19 protein-coding genes are annotated in these 22,200 nt (G+C 35.1%); 14 read left to right on the top strand and 5 right to left on the bottom strand.

The window, feature by feature from the left end; genetic code table 11:
- Positions 1–110 precede the first annotated feature (110 nt).
- The 4 genes from AC3IS6_RS14885 to AC3IS6_RS14900 all read left to right on the top strand — a co-directional run bounded on the left by AC3IS6_RS14885 (position 111) and on the right by AC3IS6_RS14900 (position 4,288).
- Complete coding sequence (locus tag AC3IS6_RS14885; protein WP_489160452.1) at positions 111–1,151, top strand: DUF8740 domain-containing protein; 1,041 nt, start codon at positions 111–113, stop codon at positions 1,149–1,151.
- 444 nt (positions 1,152–1,595) lie between these two features.
- A complete protein-coding gene (locus tag AC3IS6_RS14890; RefSeq protein ID WP_489160454.1) occupies positions 1,596–2,477 on the top strand; it encodes a DUF808 domain-containing protein in 882 nt (293 codons plus the stop codon).
- Between the two features lie 344 nt (positions 2,478–2,821).
- Positions 2,822–3,232 carry a hypothetical protein gene (locus AC3IS6_RS14895; RefSeq protein ID WP_489160456.1) on the top strand — a complete coding sequence of 137 codons (411 nt, stop codon included), beginning with the start codon at positions 2,822–2,824 and terminating at the stop codon, positions 3,230–3,232.
- 168 nt (positions 3,233–3,400) lie between these two features.
- The gene (locus tag AC3IS6_RS14900) at positions 3,401–4,288 is read left to right on the top strand and encodes a carbon-nitrogen hydrolase (RefSeq protein WP_489160458.1); all 888 of its coding nucleotides are present in this window, start codon (positions 3,401–3,403) and stop codon (positions 4,286–4,288) included.
- A gap of 116 nt (positions 4,289–4,404) precedes the next feature.
- Here AC3IS6_RS14900 and AC3IS6_RS14905 read toward each other — a convergent pair whose 3' ends face one another.
- Together AC3IS6_RS14905 and AC3IS6_RS14910 are read right to left on the bottom strand one after the other, a co-directional pair.
- Complete coding sequence (locus AC3IS6_RS14905; protein WP_489160460.1) at positions 4,405–5,676, bottom strand: OmpA family protein; 1,272 nt, start codon at positions 5,674–5,676, stop codon at positions 4,405–4,407.
- Positions 5,677–5,893: 217 nt separating this feature from the next.
- Entirely contained in the window at positions 5,894–7,414 is a 1,521-nt protein-coding gene (locus AC3IS6_RS14910) for a choice-of-anchor I family protein (RefSeq protein WP_489160462.1), read from the bottom strand.
- Positions 7,415–7,644: 230 nt separating this feature from the next.
- On the opposite strand from AC3IS6_RS14910, the gene AC3IS6_RS14915 reads away from it, so the two are divergent.
- Positions 7,645–8,685, top strand: a complete 1,041-nt coding sequence (locus AC3IS6_RS14915) for an agmatine deiminase family protein (protein ID WP_489160463.1) — start codon at positions 7,645–7,647, stop codon at positions 8,683–8,685.
- A 147-nt stretch (positions 8,686–8,832) separates the two neighbouring features.
- Here the strand turns inward: AC3IS6_RS14915 and fahA are convergent, their stop codons facing one another.
- Positions 8,833–10,116 (bottom strand): fumarylacetoacetase, encoded by a 1,284-nt coding sequence (gene fahA / locus AC3IS6_RS14920; RefSeq protein ID WP_489160465.1) that lies wholly within the window; start codon positions 10,114–10,116, stop codon positions 8,833–8,835.
- A 108-nt stretch (positions 10,117–10,224) separates the two neighbouring features.
- Between fahA and glyA the strand changes: the two genes are divergently transcribed.
- From glyA to AC3IS6_RS14940, 4 genes are all read left to right on the top strand, one after another.
- Entirely contained in the window at positions 10,225–11,499 is a 1,275-nt protein-coding gene (glyA, locus tag AC3IS6_RS14925; RefSeq protein WP_489160467.1) for a serine hydroxymethyltransferase, read from the top strand.
- 131 nt (positions 11,500–11,630) lie between these two features.
- Complete coding sequence (locus AC3IS6_RS14930) at positions 11,631–12,224, top strand: MiaE family protein (protein ID WP_489160468.1); 594 nt, start codon at positions 11,631–11,633, stop codon at positions 12,222–12,224.
- A 126-nt stretch (positions 12,225–12,350) separates the two neighbouring features.
- Positions 12,351–13,391: a GMP reductase gene (locus AC3IS6_RS14935; RefSeq protein WP_489160470.1), complete on the top strand. Its 1,041-nt coding sequence runs from the start codon at positions 12,351–12,353 to the stop codon at positions 13,389–13,391.
- Positions 13,392–13,413: 22 nt separating this feature from the next.
- A complete protein-coding gene (locus AC3IS6_RS14940) occupies positions 13,414–13,911 on the top strand; it encodes a GNAT family N-acetyltransferase (RefSeq protein ID WP_489160472.1) in 498 nt (165 codons plus the stop codon).
- A 109-nt stretch (positions 13,912–14,020) separates the two neighbouring features.
- On the opposite strand, the gene AC3IS6_RS14945 is transcribed toward AC3IS6_RS14940, so the two are convergent.
- A complete protein-coding gene (locus AC3IS6_RS14945) occupies positions 14,021–14,599 on the bottom strand; it encodes a pentapeptide repeat-containing protein (RefSeq protein ID WP_489160474.1) in 579 nt (192 codons plus the stop codon).
- 332 nt (positions 14,600–14,931) lie between these two features.
- Between AC3IS6_RS14945 and aspA the strand changes: the two genes are divergently transcribed.
- The 5 genes from aspA to AC3IS6_RS14970 all read left to right on the top strand — a co-directional run bounded on the left by aspA (position 14,932) and on the right by AC3IS6_RS14970 (position 20,515).
- Positions 14,932–16,341 (top strand): aspartate ammonia-lyase, encoded by a 1,410-nt coding sequence (gene aspA, locus AC3IS6_RS14950; RefSeq protein ID WP_173965658.1) that lies wholly within the window; start codon positions 14,932–14,934, stop codon positions 16,339–16,341.
- Positions 16,342–16,637: 296 nt separating this feature from the next.
- Entirely contained in the window at positions 16,638–17,312 is a 675-nt protein-coding gene (locus tag AC3IS6_RS14955) for a response regulator transcription factor (RefSeq protein ID WP_017497070.1), read from the top strand.
- Position 17,313: 1 nt separating this feature from the next.
- Positions 17,314–18,717 carry a sensor histidine kinase gene (locus AC3IS6_RS14960; protein WP_489160477.1) on the top strand — a complete coding sequence of 468 codons (1,404 nt, stop codon included), beginning with the start codon at positions 17,314–17,316 and terminating at the stop codon, positions 18,715–18,717.
- Positions 18,718–18,794: 77 nt separating this feature from the next.
- Complete coding sequence (locus AC3IS6_RS14965; protein WP_489160479.1) at positions 18,795–19,517, top strand: adenine nucleotide alpha hydrolase family protein; 723 nt, start codon at positions 18,795–18,797, stop codon at positions 19,515–19,517.
- 50 nt (positions 19,518–19,567) lie between these two features.
- Positions 19,568–20,515: a bestrophin family protein gene (locus tag AC3IS6_RS14970; protein ID WP_489160481.1), complete on the top strand. Its 948-nt coding sequence runs from the start codon at positions 19,568–19,570 to the stop codon at positions 20,513–20,515.
- Positions 20,516–20,695: 180 nt separating this feature from the next.
- Here the strand turns inward: AC3IS6_RS14970 and AC3IS6_RS14975 are convergent, their stop codons facing one another.
- Positions 20,696–22,114, bottom strand: coding sequence for an aminotransferase-like domain-containing protein (locus AC3IS6_RS14975; protein WP_173965650.1), 1,419 nt, complete (start codon positions 22,112–22,114; stop codon positions 20,696–20,698).
- Positions 22,115–22,200 lie beyond the last annotated feature (86 nt).

Below are 22,200 nucleotides of genomic sequence, written 5' to 3' on the forward strand. Positions count from 1 at the left end.
AGAAAATGACGCTGCTTTTATTTTAAGTTTATTAGAATTTCGGTTCCTGGAAGAATATCCAATATTGGCAGTAAAATCAAAAAAGTAACATTCAAAAATCAAAAAAATATATGAAAAAAATTACTCTGGCCTTACTATTATTGAGTTCTTTTACTATTTTATTTGCGCAGGCTCCGCAAAAAATGAGCTACCAATCAGTTATTCGCAAAACCGATGGTACATTGGTTGCCGGTACTTTAGTGAGTATCAAAACGAGTGTTTTAGCAGGATCAGCAAGTGGTACAGCTTCGTATGTAGAAACACAAACGACAACAACAAACAGTAATGGATTGGCGACTATAGAAATAGGTGGCGGAACAGCAGTTACTGGAGCTTTTTCCGGAATAAATTGGGGTAGCGGATCACACTTTATCAAGACAGAAATTGATCCAACAGGAGGAACTAATTACACCATTAGTGGTACAAGTCAATTACTAAGTGTACCTTACGCATTATATGCTGGAAGCAGCCAAAATAAAGGAAAACCAAGTATTGTTATAACTGGTGACATCACAGATGCGCAGGCGGCAGCACAAATTATCGCTGAATTAGGGCCTTATACAGAGAATATTTATGTTAGCAGTACAACAAACTTAACGACTTTAGATTTAAGTGTAATAAAGAGCTTAATAAATTTAAAAATCCAAAATAATTTAAAGTTAGTTAGTGTGAATTTAAGTAACCTTGCTGAGGTATATGACGATTTGGATGTATCAAATAACGACAAACTTACTTCAATTGGGTTTCCTCTTATGAAAACACTGCATGGATACGACACAGGTATTATAAATAATCCATCTTTAACTTCTATTTTATTTCCTTTGTTAAATTCATGTAAAGGGCTTTATTTTAGTAATAATAAGATTCTTACTTCTATCGAACTACCATCATTGGCATTAATTACAGATAAAAACTTATCAATTAATTTTAATAAAAATGCGCTTTCGAGTTCACAAGTTAATCTAATTTTGCACAGATTGCTTAATCTTCCTTCTAACACAGGAAGTTATATTCAGTTACAAGATCAGAATCCTCCAGCTCCTCCTACTGGGCAAGGTATTACCGATAAAGCAACTTTAGTAAGCAGAGGTTATTCTGTAGCAACAGATTAAGTTAACTTATTTCTATAAACAATATTCAAAAAAGACACCAGCAGAAATGTTGGTGTTTTTTGTTTAGATACTGACTCGTAATGCAATAAATGATATAAATTTTTCTGAAAGTAATATAAAATAGTTTGAAATAAAGTCATGATCTTTATGGTAGTGATTTGAAAATCAATTCAAAAGAGAATCAATTTTAAATAAAATGCGATGAACAATATTTTTAGAGGATTAATAGCGGGATACGGTGCGAAAAAATTAGGAGGAGGTTGTTTTGGAACTATTTTCGTTTTTATCATTATTTGGGTGCTTTTAGGGCAATGCAGTTAATTTTTTGATAGAAAAATTAGCAAAAAAGTCTTAGATTCGCGCCAGTAAACAAACCAGAACAGCTGATTAAACAGGATCTTTAAAACCAGTTAATTAAGCAATTCTTAAAAACAAAAAAAAATAATGGCATCAGGTTTTTTCGTACTATTAGACGATATCGCAGCAATTATGGATGATGTTGCAGTAATGAGTAAAGTTGCAGCAAAAAAAACAGCGGGTATTTTAGGTGATGATTTAGCTGTAAATGCTGAGAAAGCTTCCGGATTTGCATCCTCGAGAGAGCTTCCGGTATTATGGGCAATCAGCAAGGGGTCTTTATTGAATAAAGTGATTATTTTACCAATTGCTTTCTTGTTAAGTGCTTTTTTACCAATTGCGATCATTGTGATTTTAGTACTTGGAGGACTTTTTTTAGCCTATGAAGGAGCAGAGAAAATCTACGAATTTATATTTCCGCACAAACACGAAGAATCGGAAGGGATAACAGAAGAAACTTTTACAGAAGAAGAAATTTTAGAGGCTGAAAAAGGAAAAATAAAATCAGCAATCGTAACTGATTTCATTTTGTCGGTAGAAATTGTAATTATAGCACTTGGAACCGTAATTGGTAAACCTCTTGGTCAGCAAATTATAGTAACTTCGATTATTGCCTTGATTGCAACCGTTGGTGTTTATGGCATTGTAGCTTTAATTGTCAGAATGGATGAGGCGGGTTATAAGCTTATTAAGTTCAGTAAAAAAGAAAAAAGTATTTCGAAATTTATAGGGAATATACTAGTAAAGGCACTACCTATGGTAATTAAGAGTTTAACTGTAATTGGTACAATTGCTTTAATTTTAGTAGCAGGGGGAATTTTTGTACACTATATCCCGTTTTTACATCATTTAATGACTGAAATTAATGTTCCGTCTATAATAAAAGAATTTATTACAGGCTTAGTGTTAGGTTTTGTAGTTTTAGTAATTGTAAATGGATTTAAAAAGGTTTTTGCAAAGAAAAATTAAGATACACATCACAAAGAGGTAAACAAAGAAACACTAGTCGAAAGGCTGGTGTTTTTTTTTTGAAGCATTGTAATTCGTTTTAAAAAGAACACTTGTCCCGCTATCCACTATATCTTTTTCCAGCTAAAGAAGCAAGAAAAAGGATGCCGTTTCTATCGGGGCTAAACGATAAAACTTTCTTTTCATAAGAAATTACGTTTTTTTTTTTTTTAAGTATTTTTAGGGGTTAATGTTTTGAATTTCAGGTAGTTATTGATTTTATTGAAAGAATTAACAAATTTAAAAAGCAACCATCGCAACCTAATGACATCTTCATAGTAATTAACAATTAATTATTATTTTATATGAAAAGTTTTAAATTTAAATCAGTTTTTGTAGTATTATTTTTAGCAACAATTTTTGTTTCCTGCAGTAACGATAATGACGCACCAAGTATTCCTGAATCAATTACTAAGGTTGCTTTGGTTACGGAAGTGAAAGGCCCTGCAGCTGGAAAGATTAATGAGGAGTTAAGCTATGATGTGACTTTTGTTGTAGATAACGGTTGTGGGGAATTCAGTAAAATTAGCGAAGTGACCATTGGCGGAGTAAAAGGATTGCAAGTGGAAGCAAAATATCCTTCTAAGATTTGTACACAAGCTACTGAGCTTAGAAAAACAGTTTATAAATTCAAGTCTGCCACCAAAGGAACTTTCGAAATTAAATTCAAAAAATCGGAAACGGAATTCATAACTACAAAAGTGGTTATTGAATAATCAAGTACTGAGTTTATAAAACACATTTGTAGGAAGCCATTTTGCAGGTATTTGATTTTAATTGGATCAGATATCTGTAAAATGGTTCTCTTCTTTACAAGAAGTGGTAGATAACACACTTTGCCATTCCTCTAAAAATTACTATTTTTGCACTCTAAATTTTATGTCATGCCGAAAAGAAAGTATAAAATAGCCGTAATTCAGTTAAATCTGAATGATGTTGCGGAAAATAATCTTAAAAAATGTATCAGCTGGGTAAAAGATGCTGCCAATAAAGGAGCTGAAGTAATCCTGTTGCCTGAATTGTATAGCAGTCATTATTTTTGTCAAAGCGAGGATGTAGATAATTTTGCTTTAGCCGAACCACTTTACAGTACTTCATTTATTGCTTTTAGTGCCCTGGCAAAAGAATTAGGAGTGGTAATTATTGTTCCTTTCTTCGAAAAAAGAATGGCGGGAATTTACCATAATAGTGCTTACATCATTGATACTGATGGAACAGAAGCTGGTTTATACCGCAAAATGCACATCCCGGACGATCCGCATTTCTACGAAAAATTCTATTTCACTCCGGGTGATTTAGGTTTTCAGGCTATTGAAACTAAAAAAGGGAAAGTAGGAACACTTATTTGCTGGGATCAATGGTATCCGGAAGCAGCACGTATTACCGCTTTAAAAGGAGCTGAGGTTTTATTTTACCCAACAGCAATTGGATGGCATCCAAAAGAAAAAGAAGAGTACGGAGACAATCAATATGGAGCATGGATGAACGTGATGAAAGGTCATGCTGTTGCTAATGGAGTTTTTGTAGCAGCTGCAAACCGCATTGGATTAGAAAAATATATTGAAGGAACTGAAGGAATTCAATTTTGGGGAGCTTCGTTTATTGCAGGACCTCAGGGTGAGATTTTAGCGCAGGCTTCTCACGATCAGGAAGAAATTTTAATTGCAGAAGTTGATTTGGATCTACAGGAAAATGTACGTCAGAACTGGCCATTTTTCAGAGACAGAAGAATTGATGCTTTTGGAGATATTACCAAAAGAGCAATCGATTAACTTTAAGGGATATGTATAAAAATAAAAAGGACGAAATGTAAATTTCGTCCTTTTTTTGTGGAGTAAAAATCCACTTCAAAATAAGTTGAAGTGGATCTTTTAAATATATATAGAGATTATTTTACCTGGAAAGTAACTCTTCTTACGATTTGACGGGCTTCTTTAGATTTTTTGTTCACAGAAGTATCTTCACCGTTCGCAACCACATTTAATCTTGAAGCATCAATTCCTGCATTAGTTGCGATTTTTTTCACAGCTTCAGCTCTTTTTCTTGATAATTCAGTATTGTAGCTTGAGTTTCCAATTTCATCTGCATATCCAATAATATCTGCTGATTTACCAGGATTGTTTTTAAGGTATTTCACTAAGAAATCAACACCAGATAGAGAAGTATTGGTTGGTTTAGAAGAATTGAAATCAAAGTATACATTTACATATCCTCCGTTAATTAATTCTTCAACTGTTTTGTTTGTTGGAGCTATTGCTTCGCTGCCTTTTTTAGCATACGTTTTATCTAAATAGCTTTCTAATTCATCCGGAACACCATTTTGATTGGTATCTATAGATTGACCTTTTGTATTTACGGCAACTCCAGAGATTGTGTTAGGCTCTAAATCATACAAATCAGCAACACCATCTTTATCAGTATCAATAAGATTAGTCTCAATAGTAGTAACTCGGTCTTCTAACTTGTTTAGTCTTTCATTGTCTTCAGAATACCAGTCAGCATGTTTTTGGTTTTTACCTAAGTAAAAAGTCAAACCAACAGAAGCGTTTAACATTACACCATCTAATGAACCGGTAGCTGGGACTCCTTTTCCATCAAAATTGTGATTTTGTCTTCCGTTAACAATACCTGTAAGATCTCCTGTTAAAGCAATTCTGTTGCTTAATTTAACTTGACCTGTTAACCCCATAATTCCATGAGCCATGTAATCTTTACCGTCAAAACCTTTATCGCTGCTTAATTGCGAAACACCAAAACCTCCATGTGCCAATAAACCGAAAGTATTAGTCCATGTTTCAAAGTTTAAAGCTCTTCCAAGATTAATAACCCCTTGTAAACTTGCTCTGTAGTATTTACTGTCAAATTCGGGAGTGTCATTGCGTTCCTTAAATTGATCGTATCCAACATCCAGTTTCAAACCAAACTTAGGATTAAACATGTATCTTACCCCTAAATCTGCGTGAAACGGACTAACTGATTCTGTTGAATAACCAGGTGTCATTGCTCTCATAGGCTTATTTAAACCACCATTCAATTCTATAGACCATTTATTGTAAGCGGGTTTGTCAATTGAAGGCTGTGTCGATGTCGTTGCCATGTTTTGTGCGCCGGCAGCGATTGATAGTAGTAAAAGTGATACTGAAGCTAATTTCTTTTTCATGATATCCAAATTTTAATTTAATATGATTATTGAGTTTTAATTTTTAAACTCAGGACAAAATTATACTACGAAATTTAGATAGTGTTCTATTTGCTCTTACATAATTCCCATCTTTTGGGTTTTAATTATGTAAATACGTTAATAGAATCAAAATATTTGGGCAAAAAAAAGGGCAAAATTTAAATTTTGCCCTTTTTTGAATCTGTAAATGTGAAAGTTATTTTAAATCTGGTTGGTATATTTTTACCGTTCCATCTCCCTCACTACTAACGACTAACAGACTTCTTTTTGTTGGACTTTTAGAAGCCGGAATAAAAACCACCCCTTCTGGAGCATCACCCGTTTTCACTGTTTGTAAATATTGTGGAGAATTTGGGTTTGTTACATCATAAGTCATAAAAGCATCTGATCTTTCTAAACCTACAAACAAAATATTTTGAGATCCCATTTTAGCAACAACCACAGCTTCGGGCTCAGAACCCTTGTCGTCACTACGTTTGTCATCGTAAGTTCCAAGTTCGTTTGTTTTTTTATCTGCATCATTTTTACTGTCGTAAACAATTTTTCCTGTGTTTCCGTTCCAGATCGAGAAAGAGCGGCCTCCAAACGCTACCATTTCGTCCAGGTCACCGTCACCATCAGCATCGCCCATATCTGCGATAAGGTTTAGTCTTCCTAAATTAGTTTCTAGTTTTAAGGCGGCGGCATCAGGAAAGGCAGTTGCGTCCAGCTTCATGTCTTTCATTCTTTTTATATCGCTGTAAGCAGTATATTCACGGGCATCACCTTCGTTGGCGGTAACAAAATAAGGGACATTATTGGCAGAAAAGTGACTAATCGCATCCGGCATAAACATTCCTTTTACCTTCCATGGATTAAAAGCAATTTTATCGTCTTTATCACTTACATCGATAGCATTCTCAGCGGTATTGAAATTTTTAAAACCTAAAGGATAAATCGCTGTGATAGTTTTTGAAGTTATATCTACTTTGGCAACACCATTGTTTTCCTGTAAAGTAACCCAGGCTGTTTTAGAATCATCGGATATAGTGATGTATTCAGGTTCAATATCCTGAGCAAAACTCTTTGCAAATTTCGAAATTCTAAAACCATCCTTCTTCAAAGTTTCGGCCTGACTGCTAAACGAACTAAAATCTAAAGTTGTAACAGTGTAAGTCGCTGTTTCGATAATAGAAATTGTTCCGTTTGGATCTTGGGAGTAATCCGTATTTGGTTCTCCTTCATTGGCGGTCATAATGTATTTTCCGTCCGGCGAAAAAGTAATCATATCCGGTAATGCGCCAACGGTAATTTGTTTGATTAAGCTATAATCGTTGGTATTGAAAATAACAACTTTTCCATTTCCCTGTTTGTTTACTGTCGATTCTAAAGCAACAGCGAGTTTACCGTCGTAAACCGCAACACTATTAGAAGCTCCTTGATACGGAGTTAAATCAATTTTACCAATTTTGGTTGGTTTTGTAGGATCGGAAATATCAATTACATCAATTTGATTGGTTCCGCTATTGTTTACTGTAAAAAGTCTTTTTGTTTTTTCGTCGTATGCCGAAATTTCTGCGGCGGCTTCTCCACCAATGGTTATAGAACCAATTTCTTTGAAAGATCCCGGATTTTCGTTTACCACGACTTCAGGTTCCTGGTTGTTTGAAGTTTCATCATTATTACAGCTTGCCATAACAAATAAAGCAGCTAATAATGAAAGGCTTAAATTTTTCATTGTTGTGTTTTTTAGTTTTGCCAAATGTAATTAGCAGATCCTCGTCTTATATTAAGGCTTTATTATTTAATCTTTAACTTAATCTGTTAATTAGATTATTAATTCAATCAGATAATTATCAAATCATTACATGGTCTGATTATCTAATTATCCAATAATCCAATTATCACATTGTCTAATTTTCACATTATCTCATTATCTTTGTACACTTTCAAATTTAGAACCTTTTTATGTCAACAAATAATAGAAGATTTCCAGCGGAATGGGAGAAACAACAAGGAATTGTATTGTGTTTTCCGCATAACGGAAATGACTGGCCGGGAAAATACGAAGCTGTTCAATGGGCTTTTGTAGAATTTATTAAAAAAGTAGCCACTTTTGAAACCGTTTTTTTGGTGGTAGCCGATGAAAAACTAAAAGAAAAAGTAGGCGAAATGCTGGAGAGAGCACGCATAAATTTAGCGAACGTTTCTTTCATTATTCATAAAACCAATAGAAGCTGGATGCGTGATTCCGGGCCAATTATTGTACAAAATGGTTCGAAAAGAGAAGCATTGAATTTTAATTTTAACGGATGGGCTAAGTATAAAAATTACCAACTGGATAAATTTGTTCCTTCTAAGATAGCTGATTTTATTGATGTGCCGCTGACGCAGGTAATGTATAAAGGAAAACCTGTGATTGTAGAAGGTGGTGCAATTGATGTAAACGGAAAAGGAACGTTATTGACTTCAGAGGAATGTCTGATGCATCCTACTATTCAGGTTCGAAATGAAAACTTCACCAAAGAAGATTACGAGGCTGTTTTTAAAGAATATCTGGGAGTTACAAATGTAATATGGTTAGGTGACGGAATAGAGGGGGATGATACGCATGGTCATATTGATGATTTGTGCCGATTTGTAAATGAAGATACAATTGTGACCATTGTAGAAACAGATAAAAACGATTCCAATTATAAACCTTTGCAGGATAACTTGAAACGCTTGCAAAATGCAAAACTAGAGGACGGGAAATCACCAACTATTGTAGCGTTGCCAATGCCAAAACGTGTAGATTTCGAAACTTTAAGATTACCGGCCAGTTATGCTAATTTTCTGATTTTGAATAACTGTGTTTTGGTTCCTACTTTTAATGACAGCAATGACCGTGTTGCTTTAAATATACTTTCAGAGTGTTTTCCTGACAGAGAAGTGATCGGAATAAGTTGTATTGATTTTATATGGGGATTCGGAACGTTACATTGTTTGAGCCAGCAGATTCCTGCTTAATATTGACCACAGATTTAACGGATTCTCACAGATTATAAAAAATCATTTTTAATTCTTTTAATCTGTGGCAGAAAAAAATAAAAAAAACCTTGTTAGCTGTCTAACAAGGTTTTTTGCTTATATATCTTCCGATATGGCAGTTTCTCTTCATTGTCTCACAAAAGGAGGTAACAACTGGCTTGACACTTCTCCAAAACCAATGCGTACTTCGTTGCTTTCACAGAAACCTCTGATGATTACCGTATCTCCATCTTCAATAAATTTACGTTCGCCTCCGTCATTTAATGTGATCGGATTTTTTCCTCCCCAGGTTAGCTCTAACATCGAACCAAAACTGTCAGGAGTTGGACCGGAAATAGTTCCGGAACCCATCATGTCACCGGAGTTAACACGACATCCGTTTGAAGTATGATGTGTTAGCTGCTGGGCCATAGACCAATACATATATTTGAAGTTTGATTTTGAAATTACGGTTTCTTCGTGGTTTTCAGGCTTTAAAGAAACTTCTAAGTGAATGTCAAAAGCTTTTTTTCCTTTGGTTTGTAAATAAGGAAGCGGGGTAGGATCTTGCTTAGGTCCTTTAGTTCTAAAAGGTTCTAAAGCATCCATTGTTACAATCCACGGTGAAATTGAAGTGGCAAAGTTTTTGGCTAAAAAAGGTCCAAGTGGTACATATTCCCATTTTTGCATATCACGTGCACTCCAGTCGTTTAGTAAAACCATTCCGAAAATATAGTCTTCGGCTTCAAAAGTAGAGATGTTTTCTCCCATTATGTTTACGTCTGTAGTGATGAAAGCAGTTTCTAATTCAAAATCTACTAAACGAGAAGCGCCAAATACGGGAGTATCATGTCCGGCAGGTAAAGTTTGTCCCATAGGGCGGTGTACCGGAATTCCAGACGGAACAATTGTTGAGCTTCTTCCGTGATATCCTACCGGAATGTGCAACCAGTTAGGTAATAAAGCGTTTTCTGGATCACGGAACATTTTACCAACGTTCGTTGCATGTTCTTTACTGGAATAGAAATCCGTATAATCACCAATTAACACAGGCAATTGCATTTCGACATCATCAATTTTGAAAATAACGATATCGCGGTCCTTTGCTGAATCTCTAAGTTGTGGATTGGTTTCGTCGAAAATATCAGCGATACGGTTTCGAACGAGTCGCCATGTTTTTTTTCCATCAGAAATAAAATCATTTAGCGTGTCTTGCATGAACATATCGTCAGTTAAATCTATTCCTGCAAAATAGTTTAATTGTTGTAGAGCCCCTAAATCTATAGCATAATCGCCAATTCTTGTTCCTACAGTAACGACATTTTCTTTGGTAAGAAATACACCGAATGGAATATTTTGAATAGGGAAGTCGCTATTTTCTGGTACTTCTAACCATGATTTTCTTTTAGTATCGTTGGCGGTTATTGGCATGTGAATGTTAATTATTTGTTGAAAAATTCTATGTCAAATATATCATAATCTAACAGTTTGACAAACGTTTTTTTGTATTTTTGCAGGAAATTAACGAAAATCAAAAAAATGCAACGCGACGAACAAATTTTTGACCTTATACTAGAGGAACAAGACAGACAAATTCACGGATTAGAACTTATCGCTTCAGAGAATTTTGTAAGTGATGAGGTAATGGAAGCAGCTGGTTCTGTTTTAACTAATAAATATGCTGAGGGATATCCTGGCAAAAGATACTACGGAGGATGCGAAGTAGTAGACGTAATTGAGCAAATTGCAATTGACAGAGCTAAAGAATTATTTGGAGCTGAATATGCAAACGTTCAACCACACTCAGGATCTCAGGCTAATACATCAGTTTACCATGCATGTTTAAATCCTGGAGATACTATTTTAGGTTTCGACTTATCACACGGAGGTCACTTAACGCACGGTTCGCCTGTAAACTTCTCAGGTCGTTTGTACCGTCCTGTTTTTTATGGTGTAGATGCTGAAACCGGTCGTTTAGATTATGATAAAATTCAGGAAATTGCAACGAAAGAACAACCAAAATTAATCATTGCTGGAGCTTCTGCTTATTCACGTGATATGGATTTTGCACGTTTCAGACAAATCGCTGATAGCGTAGGAGCAATCTTATTTGCTGATATTTCTCACCCTGCAGGTCTTATTGCTAAAGGATTAATGAATGACCCAATTCCACATTGTCATATCGTTTCTACTACGACTCATAAAACATTGCGCGGACCACGTGGAGGTTTAATCTTAATGGGAAAAGATTTTGAAAACCCACAAGGATTAAAAACTCCAAAAGGAGAAATCAGAATGATGTCTTCTTTATTAGATCTTGCTGTTTTCCCAGGAAATCAAGGTGGACCTTTAATGCACATCATCGCTGCTAAAGCAGTAGCTTTTGGTGAAGCGCTTAAAGATGAGTTCTTTACTTATGCTATGCAATTGCAGAAAAATGCTAACGCTATGGCTGATGCTTTCGTAAAAAGAGGATACAACATTATTTCTGGGGGTACAGATAACCACATGATGCTTATTGACTTAAGAAACAAAGGTATTTCTGGTAAAGAAGCTGAAAATGCATTAGTAAAAGCAGAAATTACAGTAAATAAAAATATGGTTCCATTTGATGATAAATCACCATTTGTAACCTCAGGAATCCGTGTTGGAACAGCTGCAATCACTACGCGTGGTCTGGTTGAAGAAGATATGGAAACTATTGTAGCTTTAATCGATAAAGTTCTTACAGATCATACAAATGAAGCTGTTATCGAAGAAGTAGCAAACGAAGTAAATGATATGATGAGCGAAAGACCAATTTTCGTATACTAAAAATTAGTCATAAAGTCATAAGGTCGAAGGTCGAAAGTCTTGAAATGGAATGTGAATTTCTATTTTAATTCTTGATCTTCGACTTTTTTGACTTTAGAACTTTATGACTTTTTAACTTTAAGACTTAAAAAATGGGCGTACTAAGATTACAATTGCCAACAGACCCGAGATGGGTAAATATCGTTGAGAAAAATATTGAGGAAATCTTGACAGATCACGCTTGGTGCGAGCAAAAAGCGGCAACAAATGCGATTACTATTATCACCAATAATTCTGAACACCAGGATTTGGTGAAAGATCTATTGGCTTTGGCTAAAGAAGAGATCGATCATTTTGAGCAGGTGCATAACATCATCATTAAAAGAGGATTGAAGCTAGGACGCGAGCGCAAAGACGATTATGTAAACGAACTGTATCAGTATATGAAGAAAAGTGGAGACGGTAGCCGAGTTTCGGGACTAGTTGAAAGGCTGCTTTTTTCGGCGATGATTGAAGCCAGAAGTTGTGAGCGTTTCAAGGTTTTGTCTGAAAATATTCAGGACGAAGAACTGGCTGTTTTTTACAGAGAGTTAATGGAAAGTGAAGCTGGACATTATACCACTTTTATTACTTATGCCAGAAAATATGGTGTGGGAATTGACGTAGAAAAGCGTTGGAGAGAATGGCTTGCCTACGAAGAGTCTATCATTACCAACTACGGAAAAGGAGAGACTATTCATGGGTAAATTTATTGTTTCAGGTTTTTCTTTTGTTTCAGGTTGAGTGAAGTTGAAAATTATAGTGTATAATCTAAAATCTAAAATCTGCAATCTAAAATTCCTTACATTTGAAAGTAACGAAAATTGAAAATCATGAGAATAGAAACTGATCTGAAATTAGGGTTTAAAGATGTAATGATACGACCTAAAAGATCTACACTAAAAAGTAGATCTGAAGTCTCTTTAGAACAAAATTTTAAGTTTTTGCACAGTTCCGCGTCCTGGTTTGGGATTCCGATTATGGCAGCTAATATGGATACTGTAGGGACTTTTGAAATGGCTAAAGTTTTAGCAAAAGAAAAACTTTTTACAGCAATTCACAAACATTATTCTCCGCAGGAATGGAAGGATTTTTTAAAAGATGTTGCTCCGGATTTTTATGATTATATTGCCATTAGTACCGGAACAGGAAAGGAAGATTTTGAGAAGATAAGCCAAATTATTACTGAGAATCCTTTGCTGAAATTCATTTGTATTGATGTAGCAAACGGTTATTCAGAGCATTTTGTGCAGTTTTTAAAACAAACCCGCAAACAGTATCCGGACAAAGTGATTATTGCCGGAAATGTGGTCACCGGAGAAATGGTTGAGGAGCTATTATTAGCAGGCGCTGACATTGTAAAGGTTGGCATTGGACCCGGTTCTGTTTGTACGACTCGTGTGAAAACAGGAGTAGGTTATCCACAGCTTTCTGCAATTATTGAATGTGCCGATGCTGCTCATGGCTTAGGAGGACATATAATTAGTGATGGTGGCTGCAGTACACCGGGAGATGTGGCAAAAGCGTTTGGTGCCGGATCAGATTTTGTAATGTTGGGCGGAATGCTCGCAGGTCACACAGAAAGTGGAGGAGAGATGATCGAAGTAAACGGGAATAAATTCAAACAGTTTTACGGAATGAGCTCCACAACCGCCATGGACAAACATGTTGGAGGTGTGGCAGAATACAGAGCAAGCGAAGGTAAAACAGTACAAGTGCCTTTTAAAGGGCAGGTTATAAATACAATATTGGATATTTTGGGAGGTTTACGAAGTAGTTGTACCTATGTGGGGGCTTCACGACTAAAAGAACTTACCAAACGTACTACTTTTATTAGGGTAAGTGAGCAGGAAAATCAGGTTTTTACAAATTAATAATAGCATTTTAAAATAGAATATGATTACAATTTCAGAAGCTGCAGTAAGCGATATTAAACAAATTCAGAAAATAGTACATATAACATGGCCGATTACATACGGTGAAATCCTGACAAAAGAGCAATTGGCTTACATGCTGGATCTTTTTTACTCTGACGAAGCTTTAACTGGTCAGTTAGTTAAAAAAGAGCAATTGTTTTATATGATTGATGAAGAGGGAATCAATATAGGATTTATCGGAATTGAACATAATTATAAAGGGAAGGCAGTAACTAAAATTCATAAAATCTACCTTTTGCCCGAAACTCAAGGAAAAGGAATCGGTAAAAAAGTTATTGAAGAAATTGAAAAACTTGGATTAGGGAACAATTCTCAGGCATTATCCCTAAATGTTAACCGATTTAATTCGGCTTTGGGTTTTTATAAAAAGTTAGGTTTCGAAATTATCGGAGAGGCAGATCTCGATATTGGAAACGGATATTTGATGGAAGATTATATAATGGAGAAAAAGTTCTAAAATAAAACATAGATACATTTTATGAAGTGAGATCTTTTATGAGAAATGTAAAATGTAAACTGAGACTGTGAACTGAGACTGTAAAAAGTGAGACGCTTTTTTTATACGGTTAACATACAATCACATCATGTTTATATAGTAAACCTTTTAGCTCTTGTAGAGCAAAAACAGCTTTTTTTAGTTTGGTTTTTGAGGGATCGATAGTGTAATTGTAGCTGGTTTTAAAATCAGCTTTGTTTGCAATTGCTTTGTCAAATTCAGAACGATACAGGTCGCAATTGTCGAATAGTACACTTGTGAGGTCAGTAGACATAAAATCGACGGCAATTAAACTGCAATTGGTAAATGTAGTTCCTTTAATCTTTAAGGTGTAAAATTTCGAAAAATCTAAAATGCAATCGTAAAAATGAATTTCAAAGATGAGTTTGTCACACATGGCAAAATTAACTTCTTTAATTTCACAACGATTAAAAGTTGCCGTACGAAAGGCAACATAATTAATTTTTGCTTCACTAAAAACACAATCATTAAAAACACAATCAATAAAAGTAACGGCTAAAAAAGTACAGTCCGAAAAATTACAATTATTGAAAACACAACATTCGAAATCCTTAAAATTGACATCATCTCTACCATAAATAATGGTATTGTATTCTTTATCAAGGAAATATTGAGATTCTTTTTTCAAGGTAATTTTTAGAGATGATTTTGAAGGGGAAAAGATACTAATTATACCTTTAGTATGAAATGGGTATTTCAAATAATTTAGAACGTGTCGTATTGTTTTTATGTGGTAGAAAACAGCAGATTATCATTTTTTATCTTATATAACTGATAGTCTTCTTTTGTGTTGTTTTTTGTGAATTTGATATTTTTTGATTCTTAAAATGACAAGTGTTTAATTTTAGAGTCTAATTTTAAGAAAACCTTAGCAGTATTTGATTTGAAATATTTTCTTTTAAGGGTAATTTAATGTAGCTTTACACTGTTTTTTAACGTTAAACGTAACAATTTATATATATGGGATCAACAAGAAAAGAGCATGATTTTTTAGGGGAATTAGATATTCCAAATCATCTATATTATGGTATCCAAACCTTCAGAGCAGTAGAGAATTTTAATATTACAGGAATTCCTATTTCAAAAGAACCTTTATTCATTAAGGCATTAGGTTATGTAAAAAAAGCAGCTGCTTTAGCAAACAAAGACTGTGGTGCATTAGACGCTAAGATTGCAGAAGCAATTTGTTATGGAAGTGATCAGGTAATTGCTGGTAAATTCGATCAGGAATTTGTAAGTGATTTAATTCAGGGTGGAGCCGGGACTTCAGTGAATATGAATGCTAACGAAGTAATTGCTAATATTGGTTTAGAATATTTAGGACATAAAAAAGGAGATTATAACTTTTTACACCCAAACAATCATGTAAACTGTTCTCAATCTACAAATGACGCTTATCCTTCAGCTTTTAGAATTGCACTTTACCTGAAAATAGAAAGTTTCATTAAAACTTTAGAAGGCCTTGAAGTAGCTTTTGCTGCAAAAGGTGAAGAATTCAAAAGTGTTCTGAAAATGGGAAGAACACAATTGCAGGATGCCGTTCCAATGACTTTGGGTCAGGAGTTTAACTCTTATGCAACCACCATTGGAGAAGACGTCAGAAGATTAAGAGATGCTCAGAGTTTGGTTTTAGAGATCAATATGGGAGCGACAGCTATTGGAACAAGAGTAAACGCACCAGAAGGTTATCCTGAAATTTGCGTGAATTACTTAGCAAAAGAAGTTGGAATTCCATTAACACTTTCTCCGGATTTAATTGAAGCTACAGTAGATACAGGTGCTTATGTTCAAATTATGGGAACATTGAAAAGAACCGCAGTTAAAATTTCTAAAATCTGTAACGATTTACGATTATTGAGCTCAGGGCCAAGAACAGGTTTCAATGAAATCAATTTGCCGGCACGTCAGCCAGGATCGTCTATTATGCCTGGAAAAGTAAATCCGGTAATTCCGGAGGTAGTAAACCAGACTTGTTTTTATGTAATTGGACAGGATTTAACCGTAACGATGGCTGCTGAAGCAGGACAATTGCAATTAAATGTGATGGAGCCAGTAATTGCTTTTGCAATGTTTACTTCATTAGATTATCTTTCAAACGCAATTCAGACTTTAATTGATAAGTGTATTGTTGGAATCACTGCAAATGAGGCTCACTGCTATAATATGGTAATGAACAGTATTGGTATTGTAACACAATTGAACCCAATTTTAGGGTATGAAGAAAGTGCAAGTATTGCAGGTGAAGCTTTGAAATTGAATAAAAGTGTACATCAGATTGCGGTGATTGAAAGAAAATTAATCACACAGGAAAAATGGGACGAAATTTATTCCTTGGATAATTTAATAAACCCAAAATTCATTACGAAATAAGAGAATTACTCTTCGTTTATACAAAGCCGACATTGTTTTAATGTCGGCTTTTTTTATGGAGTAAATATTAGCTTTGTTATTCTCTGTAAATTAGATTGAGAGCAATATTTAACCTTAATTTTAAGAACCGGCACAGCAACCTTTAAAAAGCATTTCTATAGAAAAGCAATTCTTCGAAGTTGCTTTTTTTTGAGGAAAATATAACCTATTGTTCATAATTAAATCATAATTTATAACTATTGTGATTTATATTTTTAAAGTCAATCCCTATTTTTGCTGTTCATACCTGAACTAAGATGAAATTACTTATAGTAGAAGACGAACCAAATCTTTTGTCCATTTTAAGAAAAGGATTTGCTGAAAACAATAATGAAGTAAGTGTGGCTCTAGATGGGAGAACTGCTCTGGAAATGATCCATAATTACAATTTTGATGTTGTTGTTTTAGACGTAATGCTTCCCGATATTAACGGAATTGAGATTTGCAGAAGACTTCGCGCAAGTAAAAATTTTGTTCCGGTATTGTTATTAACCGCTCTTGGAACTTCGGAGAATATTGTTACCGGGCTTAATGCTGGTGCTGACGATTATTTGGTAAAACCATTTAAATTTGGAGAACTTGATGCCAGAGTAAATGCGCTGCACCGTAGAGCTCATCAGGACACCGAAAAGGTAGACACCATAACAATTGGCGATTTAGAAATAAATGGCCGTGCTAAGACCGTGAAAAGAGAAGGAGAATCGATCATTCTAACAGCAAAGGAATTTAAATTGTTGTATTATCTGGCTAAGAACAGCGGACGCATCGTTTCGCGGGACCAGATTTTAGATAATGTCTGGGATATTAATTTTGATATGAATACCAATGTTGTCGATGTTTACATTACTTATTTAAGAAAAAAAATCGATAAACCTTTTGAAACCAAACTTATCCACACCATGAAAGGTTTGGGGTACGTTATACAGCCATAAAATGGATATAAGAAAAAAAATAACATACACTTACGTAGCCCTGTCAAGCTTTAGTACATTACTTCTATGTATTGTTGTTTTTGTTCTATTCAGAGAAAATAATCGTTACCATTTCTTAAAAAGATTGGAAGACAGAGCTAAGATTGTAGCATCTATTCATTTTCAGAATGATCCTGAGAAGATAAAGTACTACAGTAATCTTAAAAAAAATGGATTGGAGGAGCTGATTGAAGAAGAAGAATTTGTTCTTAAAATAAACAGCGCCAATAGTTTTGATTACAATACCAAGCTGAATTTACCGAATGAATTTTACACTAATATTTTAAATACCGGAAGGGACTATTTTGAGGTAGACAACAAGTATTATTTAGGACAGGTTTTTACAGAGAACAATCAAAAATACATCGTAATTGTTGGTGCCCGTGACCGAAAAGGCCCTACAACGACAATTTATATCATAAAAATCATGCTGTTCGGAGGTATAGGATTTATATTCCTGGCTTTCTTTTTAGGTCGTTTTTTAGCAAAAAGAGTTATTAATCCGGTGGCGAGAATTACCAAAGAAGTCAACAGAATTAGTGCATCCAATCTCCATAACCGCTTGCCGGAAGTCAAAAACTCAGATGAGATCTCGGATCTTACGGAAACCTTCAATGATATGTTGGACCGTTTGGAAACGTCATTCGAAATACAGGCCAATTTTATCAATAATGCGTCGCACGAGTTAAAAACACCTATTACAACAATTATTGCGGAGTCGGAAATTATGCTTTTTAAAGAAAGAGAAGTTCCGGAATACATTCAGTCTTTAGAGAACATTTACAGTCAGGCTTCGCGATTAGGAAATCTGACCGAAAGTTTGTTAAAGCTTACCCAGACAGGTTACGACGGTAAAAAGCAGGTTTTGGATATTGCCAGAATCGACGAAGTTCTCATGGATGTAAAGTCGGATCTGGATAAAATTTATCCGGACAACCGCGTCAGCATCAAGCTGAACTTTGCCCCTAAAGATTCTAATTTGCTTTTAATTCCTTGTAATAAACCGCTTTTAGAGCTTGCTATTAACAACATTATTACCAATGGTGTAAAGTATTCTGATAACAATGAGGTTTTTGTAACGCTTTCTGCAAATCAGGACTGGATTAAAGTAGCGATCAACGATATAGGGATTGGTATTCCTCCTGAAGACATTCCGCATTTGTATGAGCCTTTCTTTAGAGGTAAAATTGCAACCAAATACATTGGCTATGGTTTGGGGCTTCCATTGGCTTCAAAAATCATTCGCATGCATGACGGTGAGATTCAGGTGCAATCGGAGCAAAATAAAGGTACTATTGTAACTATCATCTTCAATAAGACTAACACGAAGAAAATTAACATTAAAGGTTCTAATGTTGAATCTTAGAAAATTCTAATTCCAGATTAAGACCCTTCTAATTTGCCGGGAGTTATTTTGTATGTATAAACTAAAAGAGTATACTTATGAAAAATTTCCTTATACCTACGACTTTAAAAGACGATACAATTTGTGCTGTAAAATCAGCTATTGGTCAGGCAAAAGATTCAGACTGTGAAATTATTCTGATGTTGGTTTCAGAAACTCCTGACGCCTATTCGTCCTCTAATTTTTTACGTGAAATGCGTACCGGACTTACAGCAAGTCAGGAAGAAGTTTTAGAAACGTGCCGATATATTATCGAGCACGCACCCAATTGCAAAATAAAAGTACACAATCAATACGGACTTTCTTCTCCAATTTTTAAGCGCATTATTGATGTTTTTGCTATAAAACTGGTAGTCCTTACTAATTCTTATAAACAAGAAACCAAACGAATTCATCAATACCTTGTACAATTAGCCGGAAACCAAAAATGTCCTATTTTACATTTAGGTTCAGAGCAGTACAAAGAAGATTTTAATAAAGCACTTTATATCGAAAACGGACGTGCCAATATGCATGTTAAAGATGTTCAGCAATTTTTGAACAATAATTTTTCGTTTGAGATTGTAAGCCAGACTTCCAAATTTGAAGACGACTACGAGAATTTTGCTCCCTATTTATCAGAAGCGATTTCGAAATACGATATCGATTTACTGGTAGAAACCCGCAAAGGAGAGAAAATTCAATTCAAAAAGAATAAAAAAGAAAATATAAACGATAAACTGGGACTTCCGGTACTGTCGCTGTACGAAGAATTGGTATAAAACCGGGTTTCTTCCCAAAAAAAATAGAAGTTTAATTTAAACTGAAAAATATGTTATTAAAGAAAAGAATTCCAATGAGGTACGTTCTCGGGAAAATTAAAGTGGAATTGGGCCTTGTAATGACTTACACCATTTTATTTGAAATTTTTCACCATTATTTCATCAACGTTGCTATCGAAATACCAATCGCAATTCCAACAATGGTAGGTACCATTATATCCTTATTACTGGCTTTTAAATCAAATCAGGCCTACGACAGATGGTGGGAAGCTCGTATCATTTGGGGATCAATCGTAAATGAGTCCAGAACTTTGGTGCGACAAATGCTAACTTTTTATAAAGATCCGGGGTTTTCGGTTGAAGCAAATGAATTCAAAGAAAACTTTACCAAAAGACAAATAGCTTGGTGTTACAGCTTAGGGCAGGCGCTGCGTAATAAAGATGCCATAAAGCCAATTAAAGATTTGATCAGTGAAGAGGAACTGAATTTTGTGAAAAATCATCAGAATATTCCAAATGCCATATTATTGCTTCACGGTAGAGATCTTAGAATTGCTAAAAAGGAAAAACGATTAAACGCTTACCAACAAGTAGAAATTGACAATACCTTGTCAAGATTATGTGATGCGATGGGGAAATGCGAACGTATTAAGAATACTATTTTTCCAACCACTTACAGCATGTACATCAGAATGACTTTGTGTTTGTTTATACTGCTGTTACCATTTGGACTGATCAGTTTGTTAAGCTGGTTTGCTGTTCCGTTAATTACTATTATCGGAGGAACGTTCTTTTTGATTGAAAAAATGGCAATCCATTTACAGGATCCGTTCGAAAATAGACCAACAGATACTCCTGTTACGGCAATATCGAATACAATTGAAAAGAATCTGATGCAAATGTTAAACGAGTATCAAAGCGAATTTGATATTATCAAAGAGTTTGATCTTAAACCCGATTTAAAGAAAGCGGAAAACAACGCTTATTTTGTTTTATAATAAAAATTGATTTTGGTTTCTCAATTTGTTAACTGGACAACGCTTTGTTAATGCGGCTGTCCAGTTTTTTTATGTATTTTAACCTGTTGGGTGTAAGAAAAAAATGAGTGTGAAATGTGAAATGTGACTGTAAACTGCGACTGTAAAATCTCAAAAGTGAGACGCTTTAATATTTTAGTTCTACTGATCAATCAATTTGCCTAAGGTTTGAATGGAGGTTCTTAGTTCATTGCTCCACGGCAGACCAAAGCTCAATCGCATGCAATTTGAAAATTGATTCTGAAAAGTAAAAATTCGTCCCGGTGCAAAACTAATCTTGTGCTGCATGGCCAAATGATAAAATGCAGCCGTATCGACATTTTTATCGAGCTCAATCCAAAGAAAAAAACCTCCTTGTGGCTGACTTACTTTTGTTCCTTTTGGGAAAGACTCTAAAACCGTATTGATATAATTGCTACAATTATGATTCAGTATCTGACGTATTTTTCGAAGATGATTTTCGTATCTGCCATTTTTTAAAAAGTCACCAACCACTTGATGTGTAATGGTAGGAGTGGAGAGGGTATGATAGATTTTATTGCGCAGAATTTCTTTTTTGAATTTACCCGGTGAAACCCAGCCCACACGATATCCCGGTGCAAGCGTTTTTGAAACCGAACTGCAGCACAGCACAATTCCGCTTTCGTCATAGGTTTTGCAGTTTGTTGGACGACTGGAACCAAAGTACAAATCGCCGTGTATATCGTCCTCAATCAGCGGAATGTTATAAAACTCCATTAATCGAACTACTTCCTTTTTATGCTCGGTGGGCATCATGCTTCCGGAAGGATTGCTAAAATTGCTCATCAGCAAACAGAGTTTTACTTTTTTAGAAGAAAGTGCTTTTTTTAAAGCTTCCAATTCTATTCCCGTGGTCATATTGGTCGGCAGCTCCATAATATACAATCCCAAAGATTTTGCAAGCTGCAGGATGCCAAAATAAGCAGGACTTTCTGTAATAATGGTGTCGCCTGGTTTGGTCAGCGTCATTAAACAATGTGAGATGGCACTCGTACAGCCCGGCATAGTAATGATATCCCTTTCCGTTAAAGAACCACCCCAGGTAAAAGACCAGCGTGCAATTTCTTTTCTCAAATTAAGATTGCCCTGTACCTGCTCATAACTTGTACCACTGTTAGGGAGCTGTCGCATGGCCTGAAGCATTCCTTTGTTTAATTTAGCAATAGGAAGCAGTTCGTTTGAAGGAAAACCTAAAGAAAGCATGGTAATACTAGGATCAGTCATATTACGATACACCTGATCGATCAAATCCTCTCTGTCAATATTTACACATTTTAAAATAGGGCTGCTGGGAGAAGGTTCCGGAATGGTTCTGGCTGAAGTATTACTCACATAATAACCGGATTGTGGCCTAGATTCAATAAGAGACCGGCTTTCAACTTCATAATAAGCTTTGCTTACGGTGCTCATGCTGTAACCCGTTTCGGCACAGACTTCGCGTATCGATGGCAATTTATCACCAACACTTAAAACGCCCGATTTTATTTGCTTTTCAATTCGGTCTGCAAACTGCAGATACAAGTAATTTGAATTTTTCATAAAAAAAAAACTGTTATGGTGCAATTTACAAAAACTGTATCTGTATTGCTGTTTTATTTTTTAGAAATTTGCTTTATTCAATAACG

The sequence above is a fragment of the Flavobacterium sp. KH_035 genome, from assembly GCF_057839565.1.

What these genes read in the sequence shown, in the direction of transcription:
- AC3IS6_RS14885 (WP_489160452.1), top strand. Translation starts at nt 111, where the DNA reads ATGAAAAAAATTACTCTGGCCTTACTATTATTGAGTTCTTTTACTATT.
- AC3IS6_RS14890 (WP_489160454.1), top strand. Translation starts at nt 1,596, where the DNA reads ATGGCATCAGGTTTTTTCGTACTATTAGACGATATCGCAGCAATTATG.
- AC3IS6_RS14895 (WP_489160456.1), top strand. Translation starts at nt 2,822, where the DNA reads ATGAAAAGTTTTAAATTTAAATCAGTTTTTGTAGTATTATTTTTAGCA.
- AC3IS6_RS14900 (WP_489160458.1), top strand. Translation starts at nt 3,401, where the DNA reads ATGCCGAAAAGAAAGTATAAAATAGCCGTAATTCAGTTAAATCTGAAT.
- AC3IS6_RS14905 (WP_489160460.1), bottom strand. Translation starts at nt 5,676, where the DNA reads ATGAAAAAGAAATTAGCTTCAGTATCACTTTTACTACTATCAATCGCT.
- AC3IS6_RS14910 (WP_489160462.1), bottom strand. Translation starts at nt 7,414, where the DNA reads ATGAAAAATTTAAGCCTTTCATTATTAGCTGCTTTATTTGTTATGGCA.
- AC3IS6_RS14915 (WP_489160463.1), top strand. Translation starts at nt 7,645, where the DNA reads ATGTCAACAAATAATAGAAGATTTCCAGCGGAATGGGAGAAACAACAA.
- fahA (WP_489160465.1), bottom strand. Translation starts at nt 10,116, where the DNA reads ATGCCAATAACCGCCAACGATACTAAAAGAAAATCATGGTTAGAAGTA.
- glyA (WP_489160467.1), top strand. Translation starts at nt 10,225, where the DNA reads ATGCAACGCGACGAACAAATTTTTGACCTTATACTAGAGGAACAAGAC.
- AC3IS6_RS14930 (WP_489160468.1), top strand. Translation starts at nt 11,631, where the DNA reads ATGGGCGTACTAAGATTACAATTGCCAACAGACCCGAGATGGGTAAAT.
- AC3IS6_RS14935 (WP_489160470.1), top strand. Translation starts at nt 12,351, where the DNA reads ATGAGAATAGAAACTGATCTGAAATTAGGGTTTAAAGATGTAATGATA.
- AC3IS6_RS14940 (WP_489160472.1), top strand. Translation starts at nt 13,414, where the DNA reads ATGATTACAATTTCAGAAGCTGCAGTAAGCGATATTAAACAAATTCAG.
- aspA (WP_173965658.1), top strand. Translation starts at nt 14,932, where the DNA reads ATGGGATCAACAAGAAAAGAGCATGATTTTTTAGGGGAATTAGATATT.
- AC3IS6_RS14955 (WP_017497070.1), top strand. Translation starts at nt 16,638, where the DNA reads ATGAAATTACTTATAGTAGAAGACGAACCAAATCTTTTGTCCATTTTA.
- AC3IS6_RS14960 (WP_489160477.1), top strand. Translation starts at nt 17,314, where the DNA reads ATGGATATAAGAAAAAAAATAACATACACTTACGTAGCCCTGTCAAGC.
- AC3IS6_RS14965 (WP_489160479.1), top strand. Translation starts at nt 18,795, where the DNA reads ATGAAAAATTTCCTTATACCTACGACTTTAAAAGACGATACAATTTGT.
- AC3IS6_RS14970 (WP_489160481.1), top strand. Translation starts at nt 19,568, where the DNA reads ATGTTATTAAAGAAAAGAATTCCAATGAGGTACGTTCTCGGGAAAATT.
- AC3IS6_RS14975 (WP_173965650.1), bottom strand. Translation starts at nt 22,114, where the DNA reads ATGAAAAATTCAAATTACTTGTATCTGCAGTTTGCAGACCGAATTGAA.